Below are 18,331 nucleotides of genomic sequence, written 5' to 3' on the forward strand. Positions count from 1 at the left end.
AACGGCTAGTGAGATGGCGGCCCGGCCGTGATGCGGTCGAGGCCTGGGATTAGGTCGCTGCGTGGCCCGCATGCGCTCGTTACCAGCGCAAACCCGATCCCGGTCGCGATCAAAACCTCCCGCGGCCTGCTGGTCGCCGTCCTGCGGACCGGCGAGCGCAAGGTGTTCGCGATCGATCCGATGGCCGCCGCCCGCTACCGCGACCGGCACAGCGTCTCGCGCAAGAAGTGCGACCCCGGCGACGCCCTTGTCCTCGCCAACATCCGCCGCACTGACATGCACGCCCACCGGTCCCTGCCGGATGACAGCGCCCTCGGCCGTGCGATCACCGTCCTCGCCCGAGCCCAGCAGGACTCGTTGTGGAACCGGCAGCAGCTCGCCAACCAGCTCCGTTCCCTGCTGCGCGAGTACTACCCGGCCGCCCTGGCCGCCCTCGCCGCCTGGGCCAACGGCCTGTGCCGGCCCGAGGCCCGCGAGCTCCTCAGGACCGCCCCGACCCCGGCCCGGGCCGCGCGGCTGACCGCACCCCGAGTGGGACCACCAGCCCCCACTGGTCGACGACGCTCTGATCCAAGCCGCGCTCAAGCGAGCCGGCCGCCAGCGCGGCATCGAAGCCGAGGCGGACCGCCTCCAGATGCTCGCCCTCCTCATCCAGCTGGACGCCGCCCGCACCGCCGCAGACCAGCTCGCCAAAGCGGTCGAGGAGGCCTTCCCTCAGCACCCGGACGCCGAGATCCTGCTGAGCTTCCCCGGCACCGGCATCCAGCTCGCCGCCCGCGTCCTGGCTGAGATCGGCGACGACCTCACCCGCTTCGCCGACGCCCGCGGCCTCAAGGCCTACGCCGGTCCCTCACCCATCACCCGCGCCTCCGGCAAGAAGTCCGCCATCACCAGACGGTGGGTGAAGAACGACCGGCTCAACCACGCCGGCTACCTCTGGGCCTTCACCTCACGCCGGGCATCCGCTGGGGCCAACGCCCACTACCGGCGCCGCCGCGAACAAGGCGACTGGCACGCGCCCGCCCAGCGCAACCTCTTCAACAGGATGATCGGCCAGCTCTACCACTGGCTTCAGAAGCGCAAGCTCTTCGACGAAGAAGCGGCCTTCCCCACGCCACCACTGGCGGCCGAGGCGGCGGTTGCATGATCAGCCGCAATGAGGGTGGCCAGCCGCAGAGGTCAGGCGTTCCACCACTCGTCCGTGCCGCAGCCAACCTCGAAATGCCACCAGCCTTCCTCCTGCCCTTGGGCGAGGAGGGCCTTGATCCCGGCGTAGTCCGTGCCGGACGGCACGGTGAAGGCCACCATGGGGAAGTCATCGCTGAAGGCCTCGCCATCGAGTCCGAACGTCGAGAGGCGTTGACGCACCGCCTGGGCGCTGCGCCCCAGAGGGCCAGTAGGGACAGGCACAACGCGAATCGTGCAGTTGCCAGAAGAGCTGATCCGCTCGACAGCCCAGTGAAGGCCGTCGGCGTCGGTCCGGAACCGCACGACGTCACCCTCGGCCACCCCGTCCTGAAGGAAGGGGGTGTTCTGCACACAGGCTGTGTCGACGTCGAGCCTCGTCGCCCATAGGCCCTCGGTGTCCTGCGGGAACCAGCCCTCTCGTGGAACGAAGCGGAACCAGATCTTGATCTTCTCGATCGCGCTCTCCATGTCCATCATCCTGCGCCAACCAACCCCGGTGTTCTGCACCGGGCCCGAGTTGCTCATCGGTCCTCGACGTCACGAGTACGCGGTCGTCACAAGTGGCCACACGACCGCGCTGTGTTCGGAGGACTCATCCCGTGAACTTGACGGCATAGCAACGTGAGGTGTCTACGTTCTCATTCGCCGGACACACGTATATGCCTTGGCCTAAGCTGCTCCCAACTGTCACAGCAGTGTGGTCCGGCATCAAGACCCGTGCGTGACGTCGGCATGAAATCCCGTGCACCCGAAGTGCGGGAGCTTCATGCCTGAATCGGGCTCATGTCCGGTATGAGGGTTATGTCCTCGCATCACTCCCCTGGGTGATCTGCCGCGTACGCATAGTCCGTTCGGGCCATTCAAGATTGGGCCCGAAGGGGGTGTTGCGCTGTGCCCACCTTCCGTAACGTCCCAACTGGCAGCGGTGAATATGCCGCTACCGCCGTGGGGGAGCCTCGATTCGGGAGAGGACGGCGCCGGTATGGGCTGGGTAGCTGACTGGAGTGCGCAGGCGGCCTGCCGCACTACCGATCCGGATGAACTTTTCGTACAGGGTGCGGCGCAGAACAGGGCGAAGGCGGTGTGCACCGGGTGCCCGGTGCGGACCGAGTGCCTCGCCGACGCCCTCGACAACCGGGTGGAATTCGGCGTGTGGGGCGGGATGACGGAGCGCGAGCGACGCGCGCTGCTGCGCCGCCGGCCGACCGTCACCTCGTGGCGGCGGCTGCTGGAGACGGCGCGCACCGAGTACGAGCGGGGAGCGGGCCTGCTGCCCGTGGCGATCGACGACGACGCGACGTATGAGACGTACGCGGCGGTGGGCTAGGTCACACCGGCCACGGCGCAGCACTTTGGTCGCGCGCCTAGGCCAGCGCAGGGCTCAGCGCAGGGCCAGGGCCAGGGTCGGAGCCAGGGCCAGGGGTGCGGCTATGGCTGTGGCATGCGACCGAGCGTCAGACGGTCACCGATCGCCCGCAGCCCCGCGAGGTCGTGCACATCGCCGGGCAGGGCGGCCACTTCGGCGACCGCCACCTCCGGGTGGAGCGCGGTGAAGCGGTCGCGCGTGCGCTGCTCACGCGCGAGCACCTGCATCCGCTCGGCATGGAGGCGGAGCAGTCCCGCGGTGAGTTGCTGGACATCCGTGTCCGGATCGGCTGTGGGGGCAGCCTCGGACTCGGGCGGTGCGGCGGCGGTGGCGAGGTCTGCGGTGGGTGCCGCAGTGGGGTCTGACTGCTCGGGAGACGTGGCCAGGGGGCCACGCTCAGCAGTCTTCCCGCCCCCCTGATCCACAATGCGGCCCTCGTCAAGATTTTCTGCGGCGGCCCGCGCCCGCTCGGCCGACAGCCGGGCGGCGCCGCTGCCATGGACACGGTTGATGACGAGACCGGCCAGCGGCATCTCCTCCGCGGCCAGCCGTTCCACGAAGTACGCCGCCTCGCGCAGCGCGTCCCGCTCCGGCGTGGCGACCACGAGGAAGGCGGTGCCCGGCGCCTGGAGGAGCTTGTACGTGGCGTCCGCGCGGGTCCGGAAGCCGCCGAACATCGTGTCCATCGCGGCCACGAAGGTCTGCACGTCCTTCAGGAACTGACCCCCCAGCAGCTTCCCGAGCGTCCCCGTCATCATCGACATGCCGACGTTGAGGAACTTCATCCCCGCCCGGCCGCCCACCTTCGCCGGCGCCATGAGCAGCTTGATGAACTTCCCGTCCAGGAAGGACCCGAGCCGCTTCGGTGCGTCCAGGAAGTCGAGCGCCGACCGCGACGGCGGCGTGTCGACCACGATCAGGTCCCACTCGTCCCTGGCCCGCAGCTGGCCCAGCTTCTCCATCGCCATGTACTCCTGCGTACCGGCGAAACCGGCCGACAGGGACTGGTAGAAGGGGTTCTCCAGGATCGCCCTGGCCCGGTCGGCGTCCGCGTGCGCCTCGACGATCTCGTCGAAGGTCCGCTTCATGTCGAGCATCATCGCGTGCAGCTCGCCGCCGTCGGAACCCTTGATGCCCTCCACCTTGCGCGGCACGTTGTCGAGCGAGTCGATGCCCATCGACTGGGCGAGCCGGCGCGCCGGGTCGATGGTCAGCACCACCACCCGCCGGCCGCGCTCCGCCGCCCGCACGCCGAGCGCTGCCGCGGTCGTCGTCTTGCCGACCCCGCCCGCGCCGCAGCACACGATGATGCGGGTGTCCGGATCGTCGATCAGGGGGTCGAGCTCCAGGACCGGGACGGCGTCGAGACCGGGCCCGCCCGCGGCCCGCTGCGACCCGTCCTCCGTCGGTCCGGCGTTCGTCACGGCTCCGTCCGTCACGCCCCCACCCCTTGCCTCCGCAGTTCCTTCGCCAGCCGGTACAGACCGGCGATGTCCGCCCCGTCCCCCAGGAAGGGGAGTTCGTACGTCGGCACGCCGATGCCGTCCAGGGCCTCGCGCTGGGCCCGCTCGAGCTCCACCCGCTGGGCGTGCTCCGAGGCCTGTTCGAGCAGCGGCTCGACCAGCTTCGTGCCGCCCCTGATGCCGACCGCTGCCAGCGTCCCGGCGATGGCCTCCCGGTGGTCGCCCGAGGCGGCTCGTACCGCCGCGCCGTCCAGGACGTGCGGGCGGACCATGTTCACGATGGCGCGGCCCACCGGCAGTTCGGCCGCGCGCAGCTCGGCGATGCCGTCCGCGGTCTCCTGCACGGGCATCTCCTCCAGGAGCGTCACCAGGTGCACCGCCGTGTCCGGGGACTTCAGGAAGCGCATGACGGCCTGGGCCTGATTGTGTATCGGGCCGATCCTCGCCAGGCCCGCCACCTCGTCGTTGACGTTGAGGAAGCGGGTGATGCGGCCGGTCGGAGGCGCGTCCATCACCACGTAGTCGTACGTGAAGCCGCCCTGCTTCTCGCGCCGGCGGACCGCCTCGCACGCCTTGCCGGTCAGCAGCACGTCCCGCACGCCCGGGGCTATCGTCGTCGCGAAGTCGATCGCGCCGAGCTTCTTCAGGGCCCGGCCCGCGGTGCCGAGCTTGTAGAACATCTGGAGGTAGTCGAGGAGGGCGCGCTCGGCGTCGATGGCCAGGGCGAAGACCTCCCCGCCGCCCGGCGCGACGGCGATCTTTCGCTCCTCGTAAGGCAACGCCTCCGTCTCGAAGAGCTGCGCGATGCCCTGCCTGCCCTCGACCTCCACGAGGAGGGTCCGCTTGCCCTCGGTCGCGAGGGCGAGCGCGAGTGCGGCGGCCACCGTCGTCTTACCGGTACCACCCTTGCCGCTGACGACCTGGAGCCTGCTCACGTCTTCGAGCCTAACCACTGGCCGCCCGGCCCAATCAGAGGGCCGCCCCGGAGAAGACCCCTACCCGACCCCTACCCGACCCCCACCCCCGACCCCCACCCCCTACCCGACCCCCACCCCGACCCCACCCCCGACCCCCACCCCCGACCCGCACGCGACCTCCGGCCCGACCGGCACGCGGACCCCGGGGGCCCGTCCCCGGGGGCCCGCCTCGAAGGAGCGCCCCGCGGCAGCGGCTACAGTCGGCTCATGACCAAGTGGGAGTACGCGACTGTGCCGCTGCTGGTGCACGCGACGAAGCAGATTCTGGACACCTGGGGCGAGGACGGCTGGGAGCTCGTCCAGGTCGTGCCCGGGCCGAACAACCCCGAGCAGCTCGTGGCCTACCTGAAGCGGGAGAGGTCCAAGTGAGCGGGGCCGTCGAGGCGAAGCTCGCCGAGCTGGGACTGACCCTGCCGGAGGTCGTGCCGCCGCTGGCCGCCTACCAGCCGGCCGTGCGGTCGGGCGCGTACGTGTACACCTCGGGCCAGCTCCCGATGGTGGCGGGCAAGCTGCCCGTGACCGGCAAGGTCGGCGCCGAGGTGACCGCCGAGGAGGCCAAGGAGCTCGCGGCCACCTGCGCGCTGAACGCGCTCGCGGCCGTGAAGTCGGTCGCCGGTGACCTGGACCGCATCAAGCGCGTCGTGAAGGTCGTCGGCTTCGTCGCCTCCGCCAGCGACTTCACCGGACAGCCGGGCGTCATCAACGGCGCCAGCGAGCTGCTCGGCGCGGTCCTCGGCGACAAGGGCGTGCACGCCCGCAGCGCCGTCGGCGTCGCCGTGCTGCCGCTGGACGCGCCGGTCGAGGTCGAGGTCCAGGTGGAGCTCGTCGAGGGCTGACCGGTCCCGAGGGCTGATGCCCCCTGCTCGCAGGAGCTCGCAGAGCCGTTTCTCCACAGGCTGGGGAAGCGGCTCTCGTGTATTTCGATGCTTGCGCATAGCATCCGGCCATGTCGAATGGTCAGTCGAATGGTCAGTGGTACCCACCGGAATGGCCCGACCGCATCCGTGCCCTCGCCACCGGTGAGCTCGTCCCCGCACCACCCAAGCGGGCCGCCACCGTGCTCCTCCTGAAGGACAGTGCGCAGGGGCCGCACGTCCACATGCTGCGTCGGCGCGCCTCCATGGCCTTCGCGGGCGGCGCGTACGCCTACCCCGGAGGCGGGGTCGACCCGCGCGACGAGCACCCCGTGCGCTGGGCCGGGCCCTCCCGGGAGGAGTGGGCGACCCGTCTCGGCCTCACCGACCCCGCGCAGGCCCAGGCCGTCGTCTGCGCCGCCGTGCGCGAGACGTACGAGGAGGCGGGCGTGCTGCTCGCCGGGGAGACGGCCGACTCCGTGGTCGGCGACACGACCGGCGACGACTGGGAGAAGGACCGTGCGGCGCTGGTCGCCCGCGAGCTGTCCTTCGCCGACTTCCTCGACCGGCGCGGCCTCGTGCTGCGCTCCGACCTGCTCGGCGCGTGGGCCCGCTGGATCACGCCCGAGTTCGAGCCGCGGCGCTACGACACCTGGTTCTTCGTGGCGGCCCTCCCGGCCGGCCAGCGCACCCGGAACGCCTCCACCGAGGCCGACCGCACCGTGTGGATCCGCCCGGCGGACGCCGCGGCCGGCTACGACCGGGGCGAGCTGACGATGATGCCGCCGACCATCTCCACCCTGCGGGGCCTGGAGCGCTTCGGTACGGCGACCGAGGCCCTGGCGGCTGCCGCCGGGCAGGACCTGACGCCGGTCCTCGCACAGGCGCGCCTCGAAGGGGACGAGCTCATCCTGAGCTGGCCGGGGCACGATGAGTTCACGAAGCACATCCCCACCGCCGAACGGGAAGGAGGGACGATGTGAGCGACGCCGCCGCACTCCCCGGGCAGCCGCGCGGGGCCGTGGTCTCCGGTCCCGCGACCGCCCGCGCCGTCAACGTGCTCGCGCCGAACCCCTCCGCGATGACCCTGGACGGCACCAACACCTGGATCGTCGCCGAGCCGGACTCCGACCTGGCCGTCGTCATCGACCCGGGCCCGCTCGACGAGGGGCATCTGCGGCGGGTCGTGGAGACCGCCGAGAAGCTGGGCAAGCGCGTCGGGCTCACCCTGCTCACCCACGGCCACCCGGACCACGCGGAGGGTGCCGTACGTTTCGCCGAGCTGACCCGCACCAAGGTGCGGGCGCTCGACCCGGCGCTGCGGCTCGGCGACGAGGGGCTCGCCGCGGGGGACGTGATCACGACCGGTGGCCTCGAGCTTCGGGTCGTACCGACGCCCGGGCACACCTCCGACTCGCTGTCGTTCCACCTTCCGGCGGACCGGGCGGTGCTGACCGGCGACACGATCCTGGGGCGGGGCACGACGATAGTGGCCCATCCGGACGGGCGGCTCGGCGACTACCTGGACTCGCTGCGGCGGCTGCGCTCGCTCACCCTCGACGACGGGGTGCACACGGTGCTGCCGGGCCACGGGCCGGTCCTGGAGGACGCTCAGGGGGCCGTGGAGTTCTACCTGGCGCACCGGGCCAACCGGCTCGCGCAGGTGGAGACGGCCGTCGAGAGCGGCTACGCGACCGCTCCCGACGTCGTCGCCCATGTGTACGCGGACGTCGACCGCTCCCTGTGGCCGGCCGCCGAGCTCTCGGTACGGGCGCAGCTGGACTACCTGAAGGAGCACGGCCTGATCTGAGGGCGCGGATCCTCCCGGTCTGACGGCGAGGATCTTCCCGTTCCGAGCGCGCGGACCTCTGTGCGCAACCCCGGAACCTTCCGGCCTCAGGGCGTGTCTTACGCTCCGCTTACATCTGGCCGTAGCTCTCGGGGGGAAAGCCCGTGTTCGTCCTCGCCATCCTGCTGGTCATCACCGCAGTGGTGCTCTTCTTCATCGGCCGCGCCAACGACACCCGCGGCCTCAAGCTCGGCGCCCTCGGTGCCCTGCTGGCCGGCCTGTTCTCGCTGATCGTGAGCACGACGTACATCATCAGCGCGTACGAGGTCGGCGTCCCGGTCGCCTTCGGCAAGGTCGGCTCGCCGATGTCCTCCGGCATGCACCTGAAGTCGCCCTTCACCGACGTCACCACCTTCTCCACGCGTCCGGTGGACCTCAACCTCTCCGACAAGGACGTCGTCGAGGTCCGCTCCTCGCAGGGCGGTGTGATGTACGCCGAGGTCACGGTCAAGTGGGCGGTGCACCCGTCCAAGGCCGTGGAGCTCTACAAGCTGGCCGGCACCGAGGACGCCATCCAGCAGCGGCTCGTCTACCCGGACAGCCGTGAGATCGTCCGCAACGTCTTCGCCCGCTACACCAGCGAGCAGGGGTACGCCTCGGACCGCGAGAAGATCAACGCCGAGATCGGCACCCTCATCAAGGACCGTCTCGCCCCGCGCGGCATAGACGTCACCACCGTCAACCTGCGCAACGTGAAGCCCTCGGACGCCCTCCAGGGCCAGATCGACCGCAAGATCCAGCAGCAGCAGGCCACCGAGCGGGCCCTCGAGGCCGCCCGTACGGCGAAGGCGGAGTCCGACCGTCGCCGGATCGAGGCCGAGGGCATCGCCCGCGCCAACCGGATCCTGAACGACTCCCTGACCGACAAGGTCCTGATGAACCAGTGCATCGACGCGTACAAGGAGGCCGCGGCGAAGAACCCGGTGTACGCGGTGCCGTGCGGCAGCGGCGGCTCGAACCCGCTGATCGTGGACGGTACGAAGCGCTAGCGAGACACCCCTGGGGCGCGCCCCGGAGGACCAGGGCCGGACAGGCCCCGTTCCCGGCGTCTGCCGATACGGAAGGGGGCCGCCCGGTTCGACCGGGCGGCCCCCTTCTCGTACGACTCGGGCGGACGGGCGCCTACCGCGAGCGCTTCGCGAGGCGCTCCACGTCGAGCAGGATCACGGCGCGGGCCTCGAGGCGCAGCCAGCCGCGCTGGGCGAAGTCGGCGAGCGCCTTGTTGACGGTCTCGCGGGAGGCGCCGACGAGCTGGGCCAGCTCCTCCTGGGTGAGGTCGTGGACGACGTGGATGCCCTCCTCCGACTGCACGCCGAAGCGGCGCGACAGGTCGAGGAGCGCGCGGGCGACCCGGCCCGGGACGTCGGAGAAGACCAGGTCGGACATCTGGTCGTTGGTCTTGCGCAGCCGGCGGGCGACCGCGCGCAGCAGGGCGCTGGCCACCTCGGGGCGCGCGTTCAGCCAGGGCTGGAGGTCGCCGTGGCCGAGGCCGAGCAGCTTGACCTCGGTGAGCGCGGTCGCGGTGGCGGTGCGCGGGCCCGGGTCGAAGAGGGACAGCTCGCCGATGAGCTCGCCGGGGCCGAGGACCGCCAGCATGTTCTCGCGGCCGTCGGGCGAGGTGCGGTGCAGCTTCACCTTGCCCTCGGTGACCACGTAGAGCCGGTCACCCGGGTCGCCCTCGTGGAACAGCGCGTCGCCACGGGCAAGCGTCGCCTCACTCATCGAGGCGCGCAGCTCAGCGGCCTGCTCGTCGTCGAGCGCCGCGAACAGCGGGGCACGTCGCAGAACGTCGTCCACGAGTTCTCTCCTATGTCGATCTCAGTGCGATCAATCACAACAAGTTTGACTCACCGGGCGGCCTTTCCGTACGTCAGGGGCCCGATTGGGTCGTGATCCAGTGTGCGCGGGGCGGATGTCGGTGGTGGAGCCTAGGCTGGCCGGGTGTCCAACTCGCCGGTGAGAGCACAGGCCAAGGGGGCTGGAAGAGTGCGGGACGACGGTAATTCCGCTGTGGGCGAACACGGCATGGCGAAACAGACGAAAGCGACAAAAGGCGCACCGGTGACGGGTGCGGGGGCGACGAAGGCCGCCCCGAGGAAGGCGGCCGCGGCGGCAAGGAAGGCCACGGCCCCGAAGAAGGCCACGGAGGCCAATGCGGCGGCCAGGCCCGAGGCCGGCAAGCCCGAGGCCGGCAAGCCCGAAGCCGGCAAGCCCGAAGCCGGCAGGCTCGAAGCCGGCAGGCTCGAAGCCGGCAAGCGCGGCGCCGCCAAGCCCGCCGTCGCGAAGGTCGCCGCCGCCAAGCCGGGCAAGCCCGAGTCGCGGCTCGCCATGGTGCGGCGCGCCCGGAAGATCAACCGGGAGCTGGCCGAGGTCTTTCCGTACGCCCATCCCGAGCTCGACTTCCGCAACCCCTTCGAGCTCCTGGTCGCCACGGTCCTCTCCGCCCAGACCACCGACCTGCGGGTCAACCAGACCACCCCGGGGCTCTTCGCGAAGTACCCGACCCCCGAGGACCTGGCCGCCGCCGCTCCCGAGGAGGTCGAGGAGCTGATCCGGCCGACCGGGTTCTTCCGCGCCAAGACCAAGTCGATCATGGGTCTCGCCGCGGCCATCAGGGACGACTTCGGGGGCGAGGTCCCCGACCGCCTGGAGGACCTGGTCAAGCTGCCCGGCGTCGGCCGCAAGACCGCCTTCGTCGTCCTCGGCAACGCCTATGGCGTGCCCGGGATCACCGTCGACACGCATTTCCAGCGGCTCGTCCGCCGCTGGAAGTGGACCGAGCAGGAGGACCCGGTGAAGATCGAGGCGGAGATCGCCGAGATCTTCCCCAGGAGCGAGTGGACGATGCTCTCGCACCGGGTGATCTTCCACGGTCGCCGCATCTGCCACGCCCGCAAGCCGGCCTGCGGCGCCTGCCCGATCACCCACCTCTGCCCCTCGTACGGGGAGGGCGAGACCGACCCGGAGAAGGCGAAGAAGCTGCTCAAGTACGAGATGGGCGGCTTCCCCGGCCAGCGGCTCAACCCGCCCCCGGACTACCCCGGCCGCCCGGCGCCCCCGCTGGGCGCGAGCTCGTGAGGGGCCCGCGGGGGGAACGAAAGAACGCTCCGACCGCGTTGTGAACCACGGGGGTGCCTATGACACGCACTGGTGAAGAGATCCACGGCGAGAAGATCCACGGCGAAGAGATCCGCGGAACGGACGCCCTGATCAGCAGCGAGGGCCTGCCCGGCTGGCTCGGTCCGGTCGAGCGGGCCGCCCGCACGGTCGCGCCCGAGCAGCTGAGCAGGTTCCTGCCGCCCGCGAACGGCGCGGGGCGGCAGTCCGCCGTGCTGATCCTCTTCGGCGAGGGCGAGCGCGGCCCCGAGCTGCTGCTCATGGAGCGCTCCGGCAGCCTCCGCTCGCACGCGGGCCAGCCCTCCTTCCCGGGCGGCGCCCTCGACCCCGAGGACGGCGACCCGGCCGAGGGCGGGCTGCTGCGGGCCGCCCTGCGCGAAGCCCGGGAGGAGACCGGACTCGACCCCTCCGGCGTCCAGCTCTTCGGCGTGCTGCCCCGGCTCTACATCCCGGTGAGCGGCTTCGTGGTCACCCCCGTGCTCGGCTGGTGGCGCACCCCCACCCCGGTCGGGGTCGTGGACCCCGCCGAGACCGCCCGGGTCTTCACCGTCCCCGTGGCGGATCTCACGGATCCCACCAATCGCGCGACCACCGTCCACCCCAGCGGCCACCAAGGCCCCGCATTCCTCGTGGAATCGGCTCTGGTCTGGGGTTTCACGGCCGGAGTGATCGACCGGATCCTGCACTACTCGGGCTGGGAACGCCCGTGGGACCGGTCCAAGCAGGTCCCGCTCGACTGGCGGTCATGACAGGCTGACCCCCGGCGACCGAAGACGAATCTGCGAGGCTATTGACGGTGAACGTGCTGGACATCCTCTTGCTGCTCGCCGCCGTGTGGTTCGCGATCATCGGCTACCGCCAGGGCTTCGTGGTCGGCATCCTCTCGGTGATCGGCTTTCTCGGCGGCGGCCTCGTCGCCGTCCTGCTGCTGCCGGTCATCTGGAACTGGCTGACCGACCACAGCCAGGTCACCACGACGGCCACCGTCGTCTTCGTGATCGTGGTCATCGTCTGCGCCTCGGTCGGCCAGGCCTTCACCACCCACCTCGGCAACAAGCTGCGCCGGCACATCACCTGGTCACCCGCCCGCGCCCTGGACGCCACCGGCGGCGCCCTGGTCAACGTGGTGGCGATGCTGCTCGTGGCGTGGCTCCTCGGCTCCGCGCTCGCGAGGACCTCGATGCCCTCGCTGGGCAAGGAGGTGCGCAATTCCAAGGTGCTGCTCGGGGTCGAGCAGGTGATGCCCGATCAGGCGTCCAGCTGGTTCACGAACTTCACCTCGACGCTCGCCCAGAACGGCTTCCCGCAGGTCTTCAGCCCCTTCGCCAACGAGCCCATCACCGAGGTCCGCCCGCCGGACCCGGCGCTCGCCGGCAGCCCGGTCGCCGACCGCGCCCAGCGCTCCATCGTCAAGGTCGTCGGCACCGCCCCGAGCTGCGGCAAGGTCCTCGAAGGGACCGGCTTCGTCTTCGCCGACCGCCGGGTCATGACCAACGCCCACGTCGTCGGCGGGGTCGACGAGCCGACCGTGCAGATAGGCGGCGAGGGCAAGCTCTACGACGCCAAGGTCGTGCTCTACGACTGGAAGCGCGACATCGCCGTGCTCGACGTGCCGGATCTGGACGTGAAGCCGCTCCAGTTCACCGAGGACGATGCCCGTAGCGGCGACAACGCCATCGTGGCCGGCTTCCCGGAGAACGGCTCGTACGACGTCCGCTCGGCCCGCGTCCGCGGCCGCATCAGCGCCAGCGGCCCCGACATCTACCACCGCGGCGAGGTGCGCAGGGACGTGTACTCGCTGTACGCGACGGTCCGTCAGGGCAACTCCGGCGGCCCGCTGCTCACCGAGGACGGCAAGGTCTACGGCGTGATCTTCGCCCGCTCCCTCGACGACGCCAACACCGGCTACGCACTGACGGTCGACGAGATCCAGGACGACATCGCCCAGGGCCGCACCGCCAACCAGCAGGTCGACACCCAGGGATGCGCCCTCTAAGGCGTGTCAGGGGACCCCGTACGGGGGCTTGCGGGGTTTCTACGTACGGGTGTGGCGCAGCCGGGCCGAGACCCAGCGGGCCCTGCGGCGCAGGATGCGCGAGATCCCCACGTCCCGCGCGGGATGCGCGTGGCCCGGGTCCTGCGTGTCGGCCCTCTCCGGGGCATCGGGTCCGCCGATCGAGCGGCGGTCGCGTGCTGTGTCACCGTAGTCGTGCGTCCAGCCCATACCCGGACGTCTGCCCGGGGCCCAAGGTCGGTAACCGCCCAGGGGCCCGCCAATTGGCGTATGCGCCGGGCACATGGCAGTTCGAGGGACGCCTGTGCGTCAGCGGTCCGGCTCGGGGTCCTTCAGCCAGTTGACGAGCTCCGTGGAGAACGCGACCGGGTCCTCCTCATGGGGGAAGTGCCCCAGACCGTCGAAGAGCCGCCAGCGGTACGGCGCCTCCACGTACTGCCCGGAGCCGGCCGCGCTGCGGGTCCGCATCACCGGGTCGAGCGAGCCGTGCAGGTGGAGCGTGGGCACCCGCACCGGCCGCTTCATGCGCCGGTTGAACTGGATGCCGTCCGGCCGGGCCAGGGAGCGCACCATCCAGCGGTACGGCTCGATCGAGCAGTGCGCGGTCGACGGGATGCACATCGCCCGGCGGTAGACCTCGACCGCCTCCTCGTCGGCGTCCGTCCGGGGGTGCGGCCCGGACCAGTCGTGAATCAGCTTCCCCACCAGCGCGGCCTCGTCCGCGACGAGCTGACGCTCCGGCAGCCACGGCCGCTGGAAGCCCCACACGTGCGAACCGGCCCGCGACTGGCCGAAGTCGGAGAGCATCGCCGAGCGCCAGCGGCGCGGGTGCGGCATCGAGGAGACCACGAGCCGGCGCACCAGCTTGGGGCGCATGACGGCCGCGGTCCAGGCGAGGTAGCCGCCCAGGTCGTGGCCGACGAGCGCCGCGTCCGGTTCGCCGAGCGAGCGGATCACACCCGTGATGTCGAGGGCCAGGTTGGCAGGGTCGTAACCCCGCGGTGTGCGGTCGCTGCCGCCCACGCCCCGCAGGTCCATCGCCACGGCCCGGAACCCGGCCTCGGCGAGGGCGGGCAACTGGTGGCGCCAGGTCCACCAGAACTGCGGGAAGCCGTGCAGCAGCAGCACCAGCGGGCCGTCGCCCATCTCGGCGATGTGGAAGCGCGCGCCGTTGGCCGCCACGTCTCGGTGGGTCCACGGCCCGTCGATCCGTACGGGGCTTCCGCCGTTGGCGTTGCTGCTCTCAGGGACGGTCATGCAGACGAGCGTGCCACAGTCGGGGCCTTGTCCAGGGCCGGGGCCGACGCCGGGCGCGGATGCGGCTTGACGTTCTGCATGATCGCCGCGGTCTGCTTGGCGGAGGCGATGGACTTCGTCGGCGGCTTGACCTTGCGGAACTTCGCGTACGCGATCAGGCCGAGCAGCACGGCGAGCAGCACGTTCGCCGCGAAGGAGAGCAGGAAGCAGACCGAGATGTGCCAATGGCTCCAGGCCTGGATGCCGTAGGCGAGCGCGAAGCTCAGCATCGGCAGCGAGAACAGCAGCACCACGACCGCCACCAGGCCGGCCGCGCTGCCCATCGCACCGCGCTTGACGTCCTGGCGGATCTCGGCCTTGGCCAGGGCGATCTCATCGTGCACCAGCGCGGACATCTCGGCGGTCGCCGAGGCGACCAGCTGGCCGAGGCTGCGCTCGGCTCCGTCGAACGGGTCGCTCATCGCTGCTCCCTTTTCTTCTGTACGGTCCGACCTCAGATCATGCCGGACGGTCGGCCTCGTCGCGCGATGCCCCCGCCAGTTGGGCGCGCTCTCGATGCTCGGCGGCCTTCTTCTCGTAGATCTCCGCCATCCTCAGGTGGTAGGCGGGGTTGTTCTCCTCGTACATGTCGGGGATGCCGTCGTGGTCCTCGTCGCGCTCCTCCTCCACGACCAGCGCCTGGTATCTGCGGACCCGCAGCTTCAGGAGAACCGAGGCGAGCACGGCGGCTATCAGCGAGCCCATGAGGACGGCCGCCTTCACCTCGTCGGTGAGCGCGGCGTCGCCGGCGAAGGCCAGCTCGCCGATGAGCAGCGAGACGGTGAAGCCGATACCGGCGAGTGAGGCGACGGCGAAGACGTCGGGCCAGGCCAGCTCGGGGTTGAGCTCCGCCCTGGTGAAGCGGGCGGCGAGCCAGGTGCCGCCGAAGATGCCGACGGCCTTGCCGACCACGAGGCCGAGGACCACGCCGAGGGTGACGGGCTGGGTGAAGACGTCGCTGATGGCCTTCCCGGAGACCGTGACCCCGGCCGAGAACAGTGCGAACAGCGGCACGGCCAGACCGGCGGAGAGCGGGCGGACCAGATGCTCGATGTGCTCGCCGGGGGAGTGCTCCTCGCCCTCACGGGTGGTGCAGCGCAGCATCAGGCCCATGGCGACGCCCGCGATGGTGGCGTGGACGCCGCTGTTGTACATCAGTCCCCAGATGACCAGGGCGAGCGGTACGTAGACGTACCAGCCGTGGACGCCCTTGCGCTGCAGCAGCCAGAAGACGACGAGGCCGGCGACGGCGCCGCCGAGGGCGGCGAAGTTCAGGTCGCCGGTGAAGAAGACCGCGATGATCAGGATGGCGAAAAGGTCGTCGACGACGGCGAGGGTGAGCAGGAAGGCACGCAGCGCCGAGGGCAGCGAGGTGCCGATCACGGCGAGGACGGCGAGCGCGAAGGCGATGTCGGTGGCGGTGGGTACGGCCCAGCCGTCGAGGCTGCCGTCGCCGATCGTGTTGACCAGCGTGTAGACGAGGGCGGGCACGGCCATGCCGCATATCGCGGCGATGACGGGGAGGGCGGCGGCCTTGGGATCGCGCAGCTCGCCCGCGACGAGCTCGCGCTTGAGCTCGATGCCGGCGACGAAGAAGAAGATCGCGAGCAGTCCGTCGGCGGCCCAGTGCTGGATGGACAGGTCGAGTCCGAGGGCGGCCGGCCCCAGGTGGAAGTCGCGTATCGACGCGTAGCTCTCCTTGGCGGGGGTGTTGGCCCAGACGAGTGCGACGATGGCGGCCACCAGGAGCAGCACGCCGCCGACGGTCTCGGTGCGCAGCGCGTCGGCCACGAACCGGCGCTCGGGGAGCGAGAGACGACCGAGGAACTTGCGGTCGGTGGGGGTGGGCGCGGGCGCGGGCACGGTGAGAACCTCCGGTCGGTGGGCAGCGCTGAGCACATGCCGACCAGACTTCCCGGCGCACCTAGGTGTTCTTGTCGCGTCGTTGACGCGGTCCTTACCTTACCTAAAGATGCTCGGTGTGTCCGGTGATCTTCACTTTAGGGGCATACCGGGACGCGGGCACGTGCTGTGGACAACGCCTGTGGACAACTGTTCGGGCGCCTCGTCCGGGGATGTCGTCCGGGGCACACGGAGGCGCCCGCCCCGGAGCTTCTTCCGGGACGGGCGCCTGACCGTGCTGTCGGGATCTGTCGGGGGCTCAGTCCTCGCTGGAGGCGGCCGGCAGCTTGGTCTGGATGAGGTCCATGACCGACGAGTCCGTCAGCGTGGTGACATCGCCCAGCTCGCGGTTCTCGGCGACGTCCCGCAGCAGTCGGCGCATGATCTTGCCCGAGCGGGTCTTGGGCAGCTCGGCCACCGGCAGGATCCGCTTCGGCTTGGCGATCGGGCCCAGGGTCGCGCCGACGTGGTTGCGCAGCTCGGCGACGAGGCTGTCGTCCTCGCTCGCCGTACCGCGCAGGATCACGAAGGCGACGATCGCCTGGCCGGTCGTCTCGTCGGCGGCGCCGACCACGGCGGCCTCGGCGACGGACGGGTGGGAGACGAGCGCGGACTCGACCTCGGTGGTGGAGATGTTGTGGCCCGAGACGAGCATGACGTCGTCGACCCGGCCGAGCAGCCAGATGTCGCCGTCGTCGTCCTTCTTCGCGCCGTCGCCGGCGAAGTACTTGCCCTCGAAGCGGGACCAGTAGGTGTCGATGAAGCGCTGGTCGTCGCCCCAGATGGTGCGGAGCATCGACGGCCACGGCTCGGTGAGGACCAGGTAGCCGCCGCCCCCGTTCGGCACCTCGTTGGCCTCGTCGTCGACGACGGTGGCGGAGATGCCGGGCAGCGCGCGCTGAGCGGAACCGGGCTTGGTCTCGGTGACACCGGGCAGCGGCGAGATCATCATCGCGCCGGTCTCGGTCTGCCACCAGGTGTCCACGATCGGGCACTTGTTGGCGCCGATGTGCTCGCGGTACCAGATCCAGGCCTCGGGGTTGATGGGCTCGCCCACCGAGCCGAGGACGCGCAGCGACGACAGGTCGAACTTGGCGGGGATGTCGTCGCCCCACTTCATGAACGTGCGGATCGCTGTCGGCGCCGTGTAGAGGATCGTGACGCCGTACTTCTGCACGATCTCCCAGAACCGGCCCTGGTGCGGGGTGTCCGGGGTGCCCTCGTACATGACCTGGGTCGCGCCGTTGGCCAGCGGCCCGTAAACGATGTACGAGTGGCCGGTGACCCAGCCGATGTCGGCGGTGCACCAGTAGACGTCGGTCTCCGGCTTGAGGTCGAAGACGGCGTGGTGGGTGTACGCGGCCTGGGTGAGGTAGCCGCCGGAGGTGTGGAGGATGCCCTTGGGCTTACCGGTCGTGCCGGAGGTGTAGAGGATGAACAGCGGGTGCTCGGCCTCGAAGGCCTCCGGGGTGTGCTCGGCGGACTGGCGGGCGACGATGTCGTCCCACCAGACGTCCCGGCCCTCGGTGAAGGCGGTGTCCTGGCCGGTGCGGCGGACCACGAGGACGTGCTCGACCTGCGGGCAGCGGGAGACGGCCTCGTCGATCGCCGGCTTGAGCGCGGAGGGCTTGCCGCGGCGGTAGCCGCCGTCGGCGGTGACGACCAGCTTGGCGTCGGCGTCCTGGATCCGGGAGGCGACGGCGTCGGCCGAGAAACCGCCGAAGACGACCGAGTGGGCGGCGCCGATGCGGGCGCAGGCCAGCATGGTGATGGCGGCCTCGGGGATCATCGGCAGGTAGACCGCGACCCGGTCGCCCTTGCCGACGCCGAGCTCGGTCAGGGCGTTGGCGGCCTTGGAGACCTCGTCCTTGAGCTCGGCGTACGTGATCGCGCGGCTGTCGCCGGGCTCGCCCTCGAAGTGGATGGCGACCCGGTCGCCGTTGCCGGCCTCGACGTGGCGGTCGACGCAGTTGTACGCCACGTTGAGCTCGCCGTCGGCGAACCACTTGGCGAACGGCGGGTTCGACCAGTCGAGGGTCTCGGTCGGTTCGGTGGCCCAGCTGAGCCGCTTGGCCTGCTCGGCCCAGAAGCCCAGCCTGTCCGCCTTGGCCTGCTCGTACGCATCCGCCGTCACGTTGGCGTGCGCCGCCAGCTCGGCGGGCGGCGCGAACCGCCGCTCCTCGCGCAGCAGATTGGCCAAGGATTCGTTGCTCACGACATCTCCCTTTCCCAGGGCGTCCGTATGTACCTGTGTGTCCCGCGTCATAGCTCATCAGGCGGATGCCCGGGTGACAAGAGCCTCCGG

At 70.7% G+C, this 18,331-nt stretch carries 18 protein-coding genes and 1 pseudogene; 10 read left to right on the forward strand and 9 right to left on the reverse strand.

Translation table 11 applies throughout. From position 1 onward, the window contains the following. Nucleotides 1-81: 81 nt before the first annotated feature. Nucleotides 82-1,147, forward strand: a pseudogene (locus ACIGEZ_RS07930) (transposase); the annotation flags it as partial. 32 nt (nt 1,148-1,179) lie between these two features. Here the strand turns inward: ACIGEZ_RS07930 and ACIGEZ_RS07935 are convergent. Then, nucleotides 1,180-1,665, reverse strand: a complete 486-nt coding sequence (locus tag ACIGEZ_RS07935) for a DUF4265 domain-containing protein (RefSeq protein ID WP_399827602.1) — start codon at nt 1,663-1,665, stop codon at nt 1,180-1,182. A gap of 505 nt (nt 1,666-2,170) precedes the next feature. On the opposite strand from ACIGEZ_RS07935, the gene ACIGEZ_RS07940 reads away from it, so the two are divergent. After that, on the forward strand, nt 2,171-2,515 hold the full coding sequence (locus ACIGEZ_RS07940; RefSeq protein ID WP_376626734.1) for a WhiB family transcriptional regulator: 345 nt from the start codon (nt 2,171-2,173) through the stop codon (nt 2,513-2,515). Between the two features lie 101 nt (nt 2,516-2,616). On the opposite strand, the gene ACIGEZ_RS07945 is transcribed toward ACIGEZ_RS07940, so the two are convergent. After that, nucleotides 2,617-3,993: an ArsA family ATPase gene (locus tag ACIGEZ_RS07945; RefSeq protein WP_399827174.1), complete on the reverse strand. Its 1,377-nt coding sequence runs from the start codon at nt 3,991-3,993 to the stop codon at nt 2,617-2,619. Beyond that, entirely contained in the window at nt 3,990-4,952 is a 963-nt protein-coding gene (locus ACIGEZ_RS07950; protein ID WP_399827177.1) for an ArsA family ATPase, read from the reverse strand. Before ACIGEZ_RS07950 ends, ACIGEZ_RS07945 begins: the two co-directional genes overlap by 4 nt. 249 nt (nt 4,953-5,201) lie before the next feature. On the opposite strand from ACIGEZ_RS07950, the gene ACIGEZ_RS07955 reads away from it, so the two are divergent. The 5 genes from ACIGEZ_RS07955 to ACIGEZ_RS07975 all read left to right on the forward strand — a co-directional run bounded on the left by ACIGEZ_RS07955 (nt 5,202) and on the right by ACIGEZ_RS07975 (nt 8,686). Continuing rightward, nucleotides 5,202-5,363, forward strand: a complete 162-nt coding sequence (locus tag ACIGEZ_RS07955) for a DUF4177 domain-containing protein (protein WP_399827179.1) — start codon at nt 5,202-5,204, stop codon at nt 5,361-5,363. After that, nucleotides 5,360-5,830 (forward strand): RidA family protein, encoded by a 471-nt coding sequence (locus ACIGEZ_RS07960; protein ID WP_399827182.1) that lies wholly within the window; start codon nt 5,360-5,362, stop codon nt 5,828-5,830. Before ACIGEZ_RS07955 ends, ACIGEZ_RS07960 begins: the two co-directional genes overlap by 4 nt. Before the next feature lie 110 nt (nt 5,831-5,940). Next, a complete protein-coding gene (locus ACIGEZ_RS07965; protein ID WP_399827183.1) occupies nt 5,941-6,831 on the forward strand; it encodes an NUDIX hydrolase in 891 nt (296 codons plus the stop codon). Further along, the gene (locus tag ACIGEZ_RS07970; protein ID WP_399827186.1) at nt 6,828-7,658 is read left to right on the forward strand and encodes an MBL fold metallo-hydrolase; all 831 of its coding nucleotides are present in this window, start codon (nt 6,828-6,830) and stop codon (nt 7,656-7,658) included. The genes ACIGEZ_RS07965 and ACIGEZ_RS07970 overlap by 4 nt, the downstream gene beginning before the upstream one ends. 143 nt (nt 7,659-7,801) lie before the next feature. Continuing rightward, nucleotides 7,802-8,686 carry a prohibitin family protein gene (locus ACIGEZ_RS07975; protein WP_399827188.1) on the forward strand — a complete coding sequence of 295 codons (885 nt, stop codon included), beginning with the start codon at nt 7,802-7,804 and terminating at the stop codon, nt 8,684-8,686. Between the two features lie 133 nt (nt 8,687-8,819). Here ACIGEZ_RS07975 and ACIGEZ_RS07980 read toward each other — a convergent pair whose 3' ends face one another. Continuing rightward, a complete protein-coding gene (locus ACIGEZ_RS07980; protein ID WP_046910193.1) occupies nt 8,820-9,494 on the reverse strand; it encodes a Crp/Fnr family transcriptional regulator in 675 nt (224 codons plus the stop codon). A gap of 228 nt (nt 9,495-9,722) precedes the next feature. On the opposite strand from ACIGEZ_RS07980, the gene nth reads away from it, so the two are divergent. Genes nth through ACIGEZ_RS07995 form a run of 3 tightly spaced genes read left to right on the forward strand, consistent with a single transcriptional unit; the run spans nt 9,723 to nt 12,810 of the window. Beyond that, nucleotides 9,723-10,775 carry an endonuclease III gene (nth, locus tag ACIGEZ_RS07985; protein WP_399827191.1) on the forward strand — a complete coding sequence of 351 codons (1,053 nt, stop codon included), beginning with the start codon at nt 9,723-9,725 and terminating at the stop codon, nt 10,773-10,775. 59 nt (nt 10,776-10,834) lie between these two features. Further along, nucleotides 10,835-11,563 carry an NUDIX hydrolase gene (locus ACIGEZ_RS07990; RefSeq protein ID WP_399827193.1) on the forward strand — a complete coding sequence of 243 codons (729 nt, stop codon included), beginning with the start codon at nt 10,835-10,837 and terminating at the stop codon, nt 11,561-11,563. 47 nt (nt 11,564-11,610) lie between these two features. Continuing rightward, on the forward strand, nt 11,611-12,810 hold the full coding sequence (locus ACIGEZ_RS07995; protein ID WP_399827196.1) for a MarP family serine protease: 1,200 nt from the start codon (nt 11,611-11,613) through the stop codon (nt 12,808-12,810). Nucleotides 12,811-12,849: 39 nt separating this feature from the next. Here the strand turns inward: ACIGEZ_RS07995 and ACIGEZ_RS08000 are convergent, their stop codons facing one another. The 5 genes from ACIGEZ_RS08000 to acs all read right to left on the reverse strand — a co-directional run bounded on the left by ACIGEZ_RS08000 (nt 12,850) and on the right by acs (nt 18,292). After that, nucleotides 12,850-13,038 carry a hypothetical protein gene (locus tag ACIGEZ_RS08000; RefSeq protein ID WP_399827199.1) on the reverse strand — a complete coding sequence of 63 codons (189 nt, stop codon included), beginning with the start codon at nt 13,036-13,038 and terminating at the stop codon, nt 12,850-12,852. 99 nt (nt 13,039-13,137) lie between these two features. Beyond that, nucleotides 13,138-14,085, reverse strand: a complete 948-nt coding sequence (locus tag ACIGEZ_RS08005) for an alpha/beta fold hydrolase (RefSeq protein WP_399827201.1) — start codon at nt 14,083-14,085, stop codon at nt 13,138-13,140. Beyond that, nucleotides 14,082-14,546 carry a phage holin family protein gene (locus ACIGEZ_RS08010; RefSeq protein ID WP_399827204.1) on the reverse strand — a complete coding sequence of 155 codons (465 nt, stop codon included), beginning with the start codon at nt 14,544-14,546 and terminating at the stop codon, nt 14,082-14,084. The genes ACIGEZ_RS08005 and ACIGEZ_RS08010 overlap by 4 nt, the downstream gene beginning before the upstream one ends. A gap of 37 nt (nt 14,547-14,583) precedes the next feature. Further along, nucleotides 14,584-15,987: a Na+/H+ antiporter NhaA gene (gene nhaA, locus ACIGEZ_RS08015; protein WP_399827205.1), complete on the reverse strand. Its 1,404-nt coding sequence runs from the start codon at nt 15,985-15,987 to the stop codon at nt 14,584-14,586. A gap of 298 nt (nt 15,988-16,285) precedes the next feature. Next, nucleotides 16,286-18,292 carry an acetate--CoA ligase gene (gene acs, locus ACIGEZ_RS08020; protein WP_399827208.1) on the reverse strand — a complete coding sequence of 669 codons (2,007 nt, stop codon included), beginning with the start codon at nt 18,290-18,292 and terminating at the stop codon, nt 16,286-16,288. Nucleotides 18,293-18,331 lie beyond the last annotated feature (39 nt).

Origin of the sequence: Streptomyces sp. NPDC085481 (assembly GCF_044541845.1) — a bacterium.
Lineage (GTDB): Bacteria > Actinomycetota > Actinomycetes > Streptomycetales > Streptomycetaceae > Streptomyces.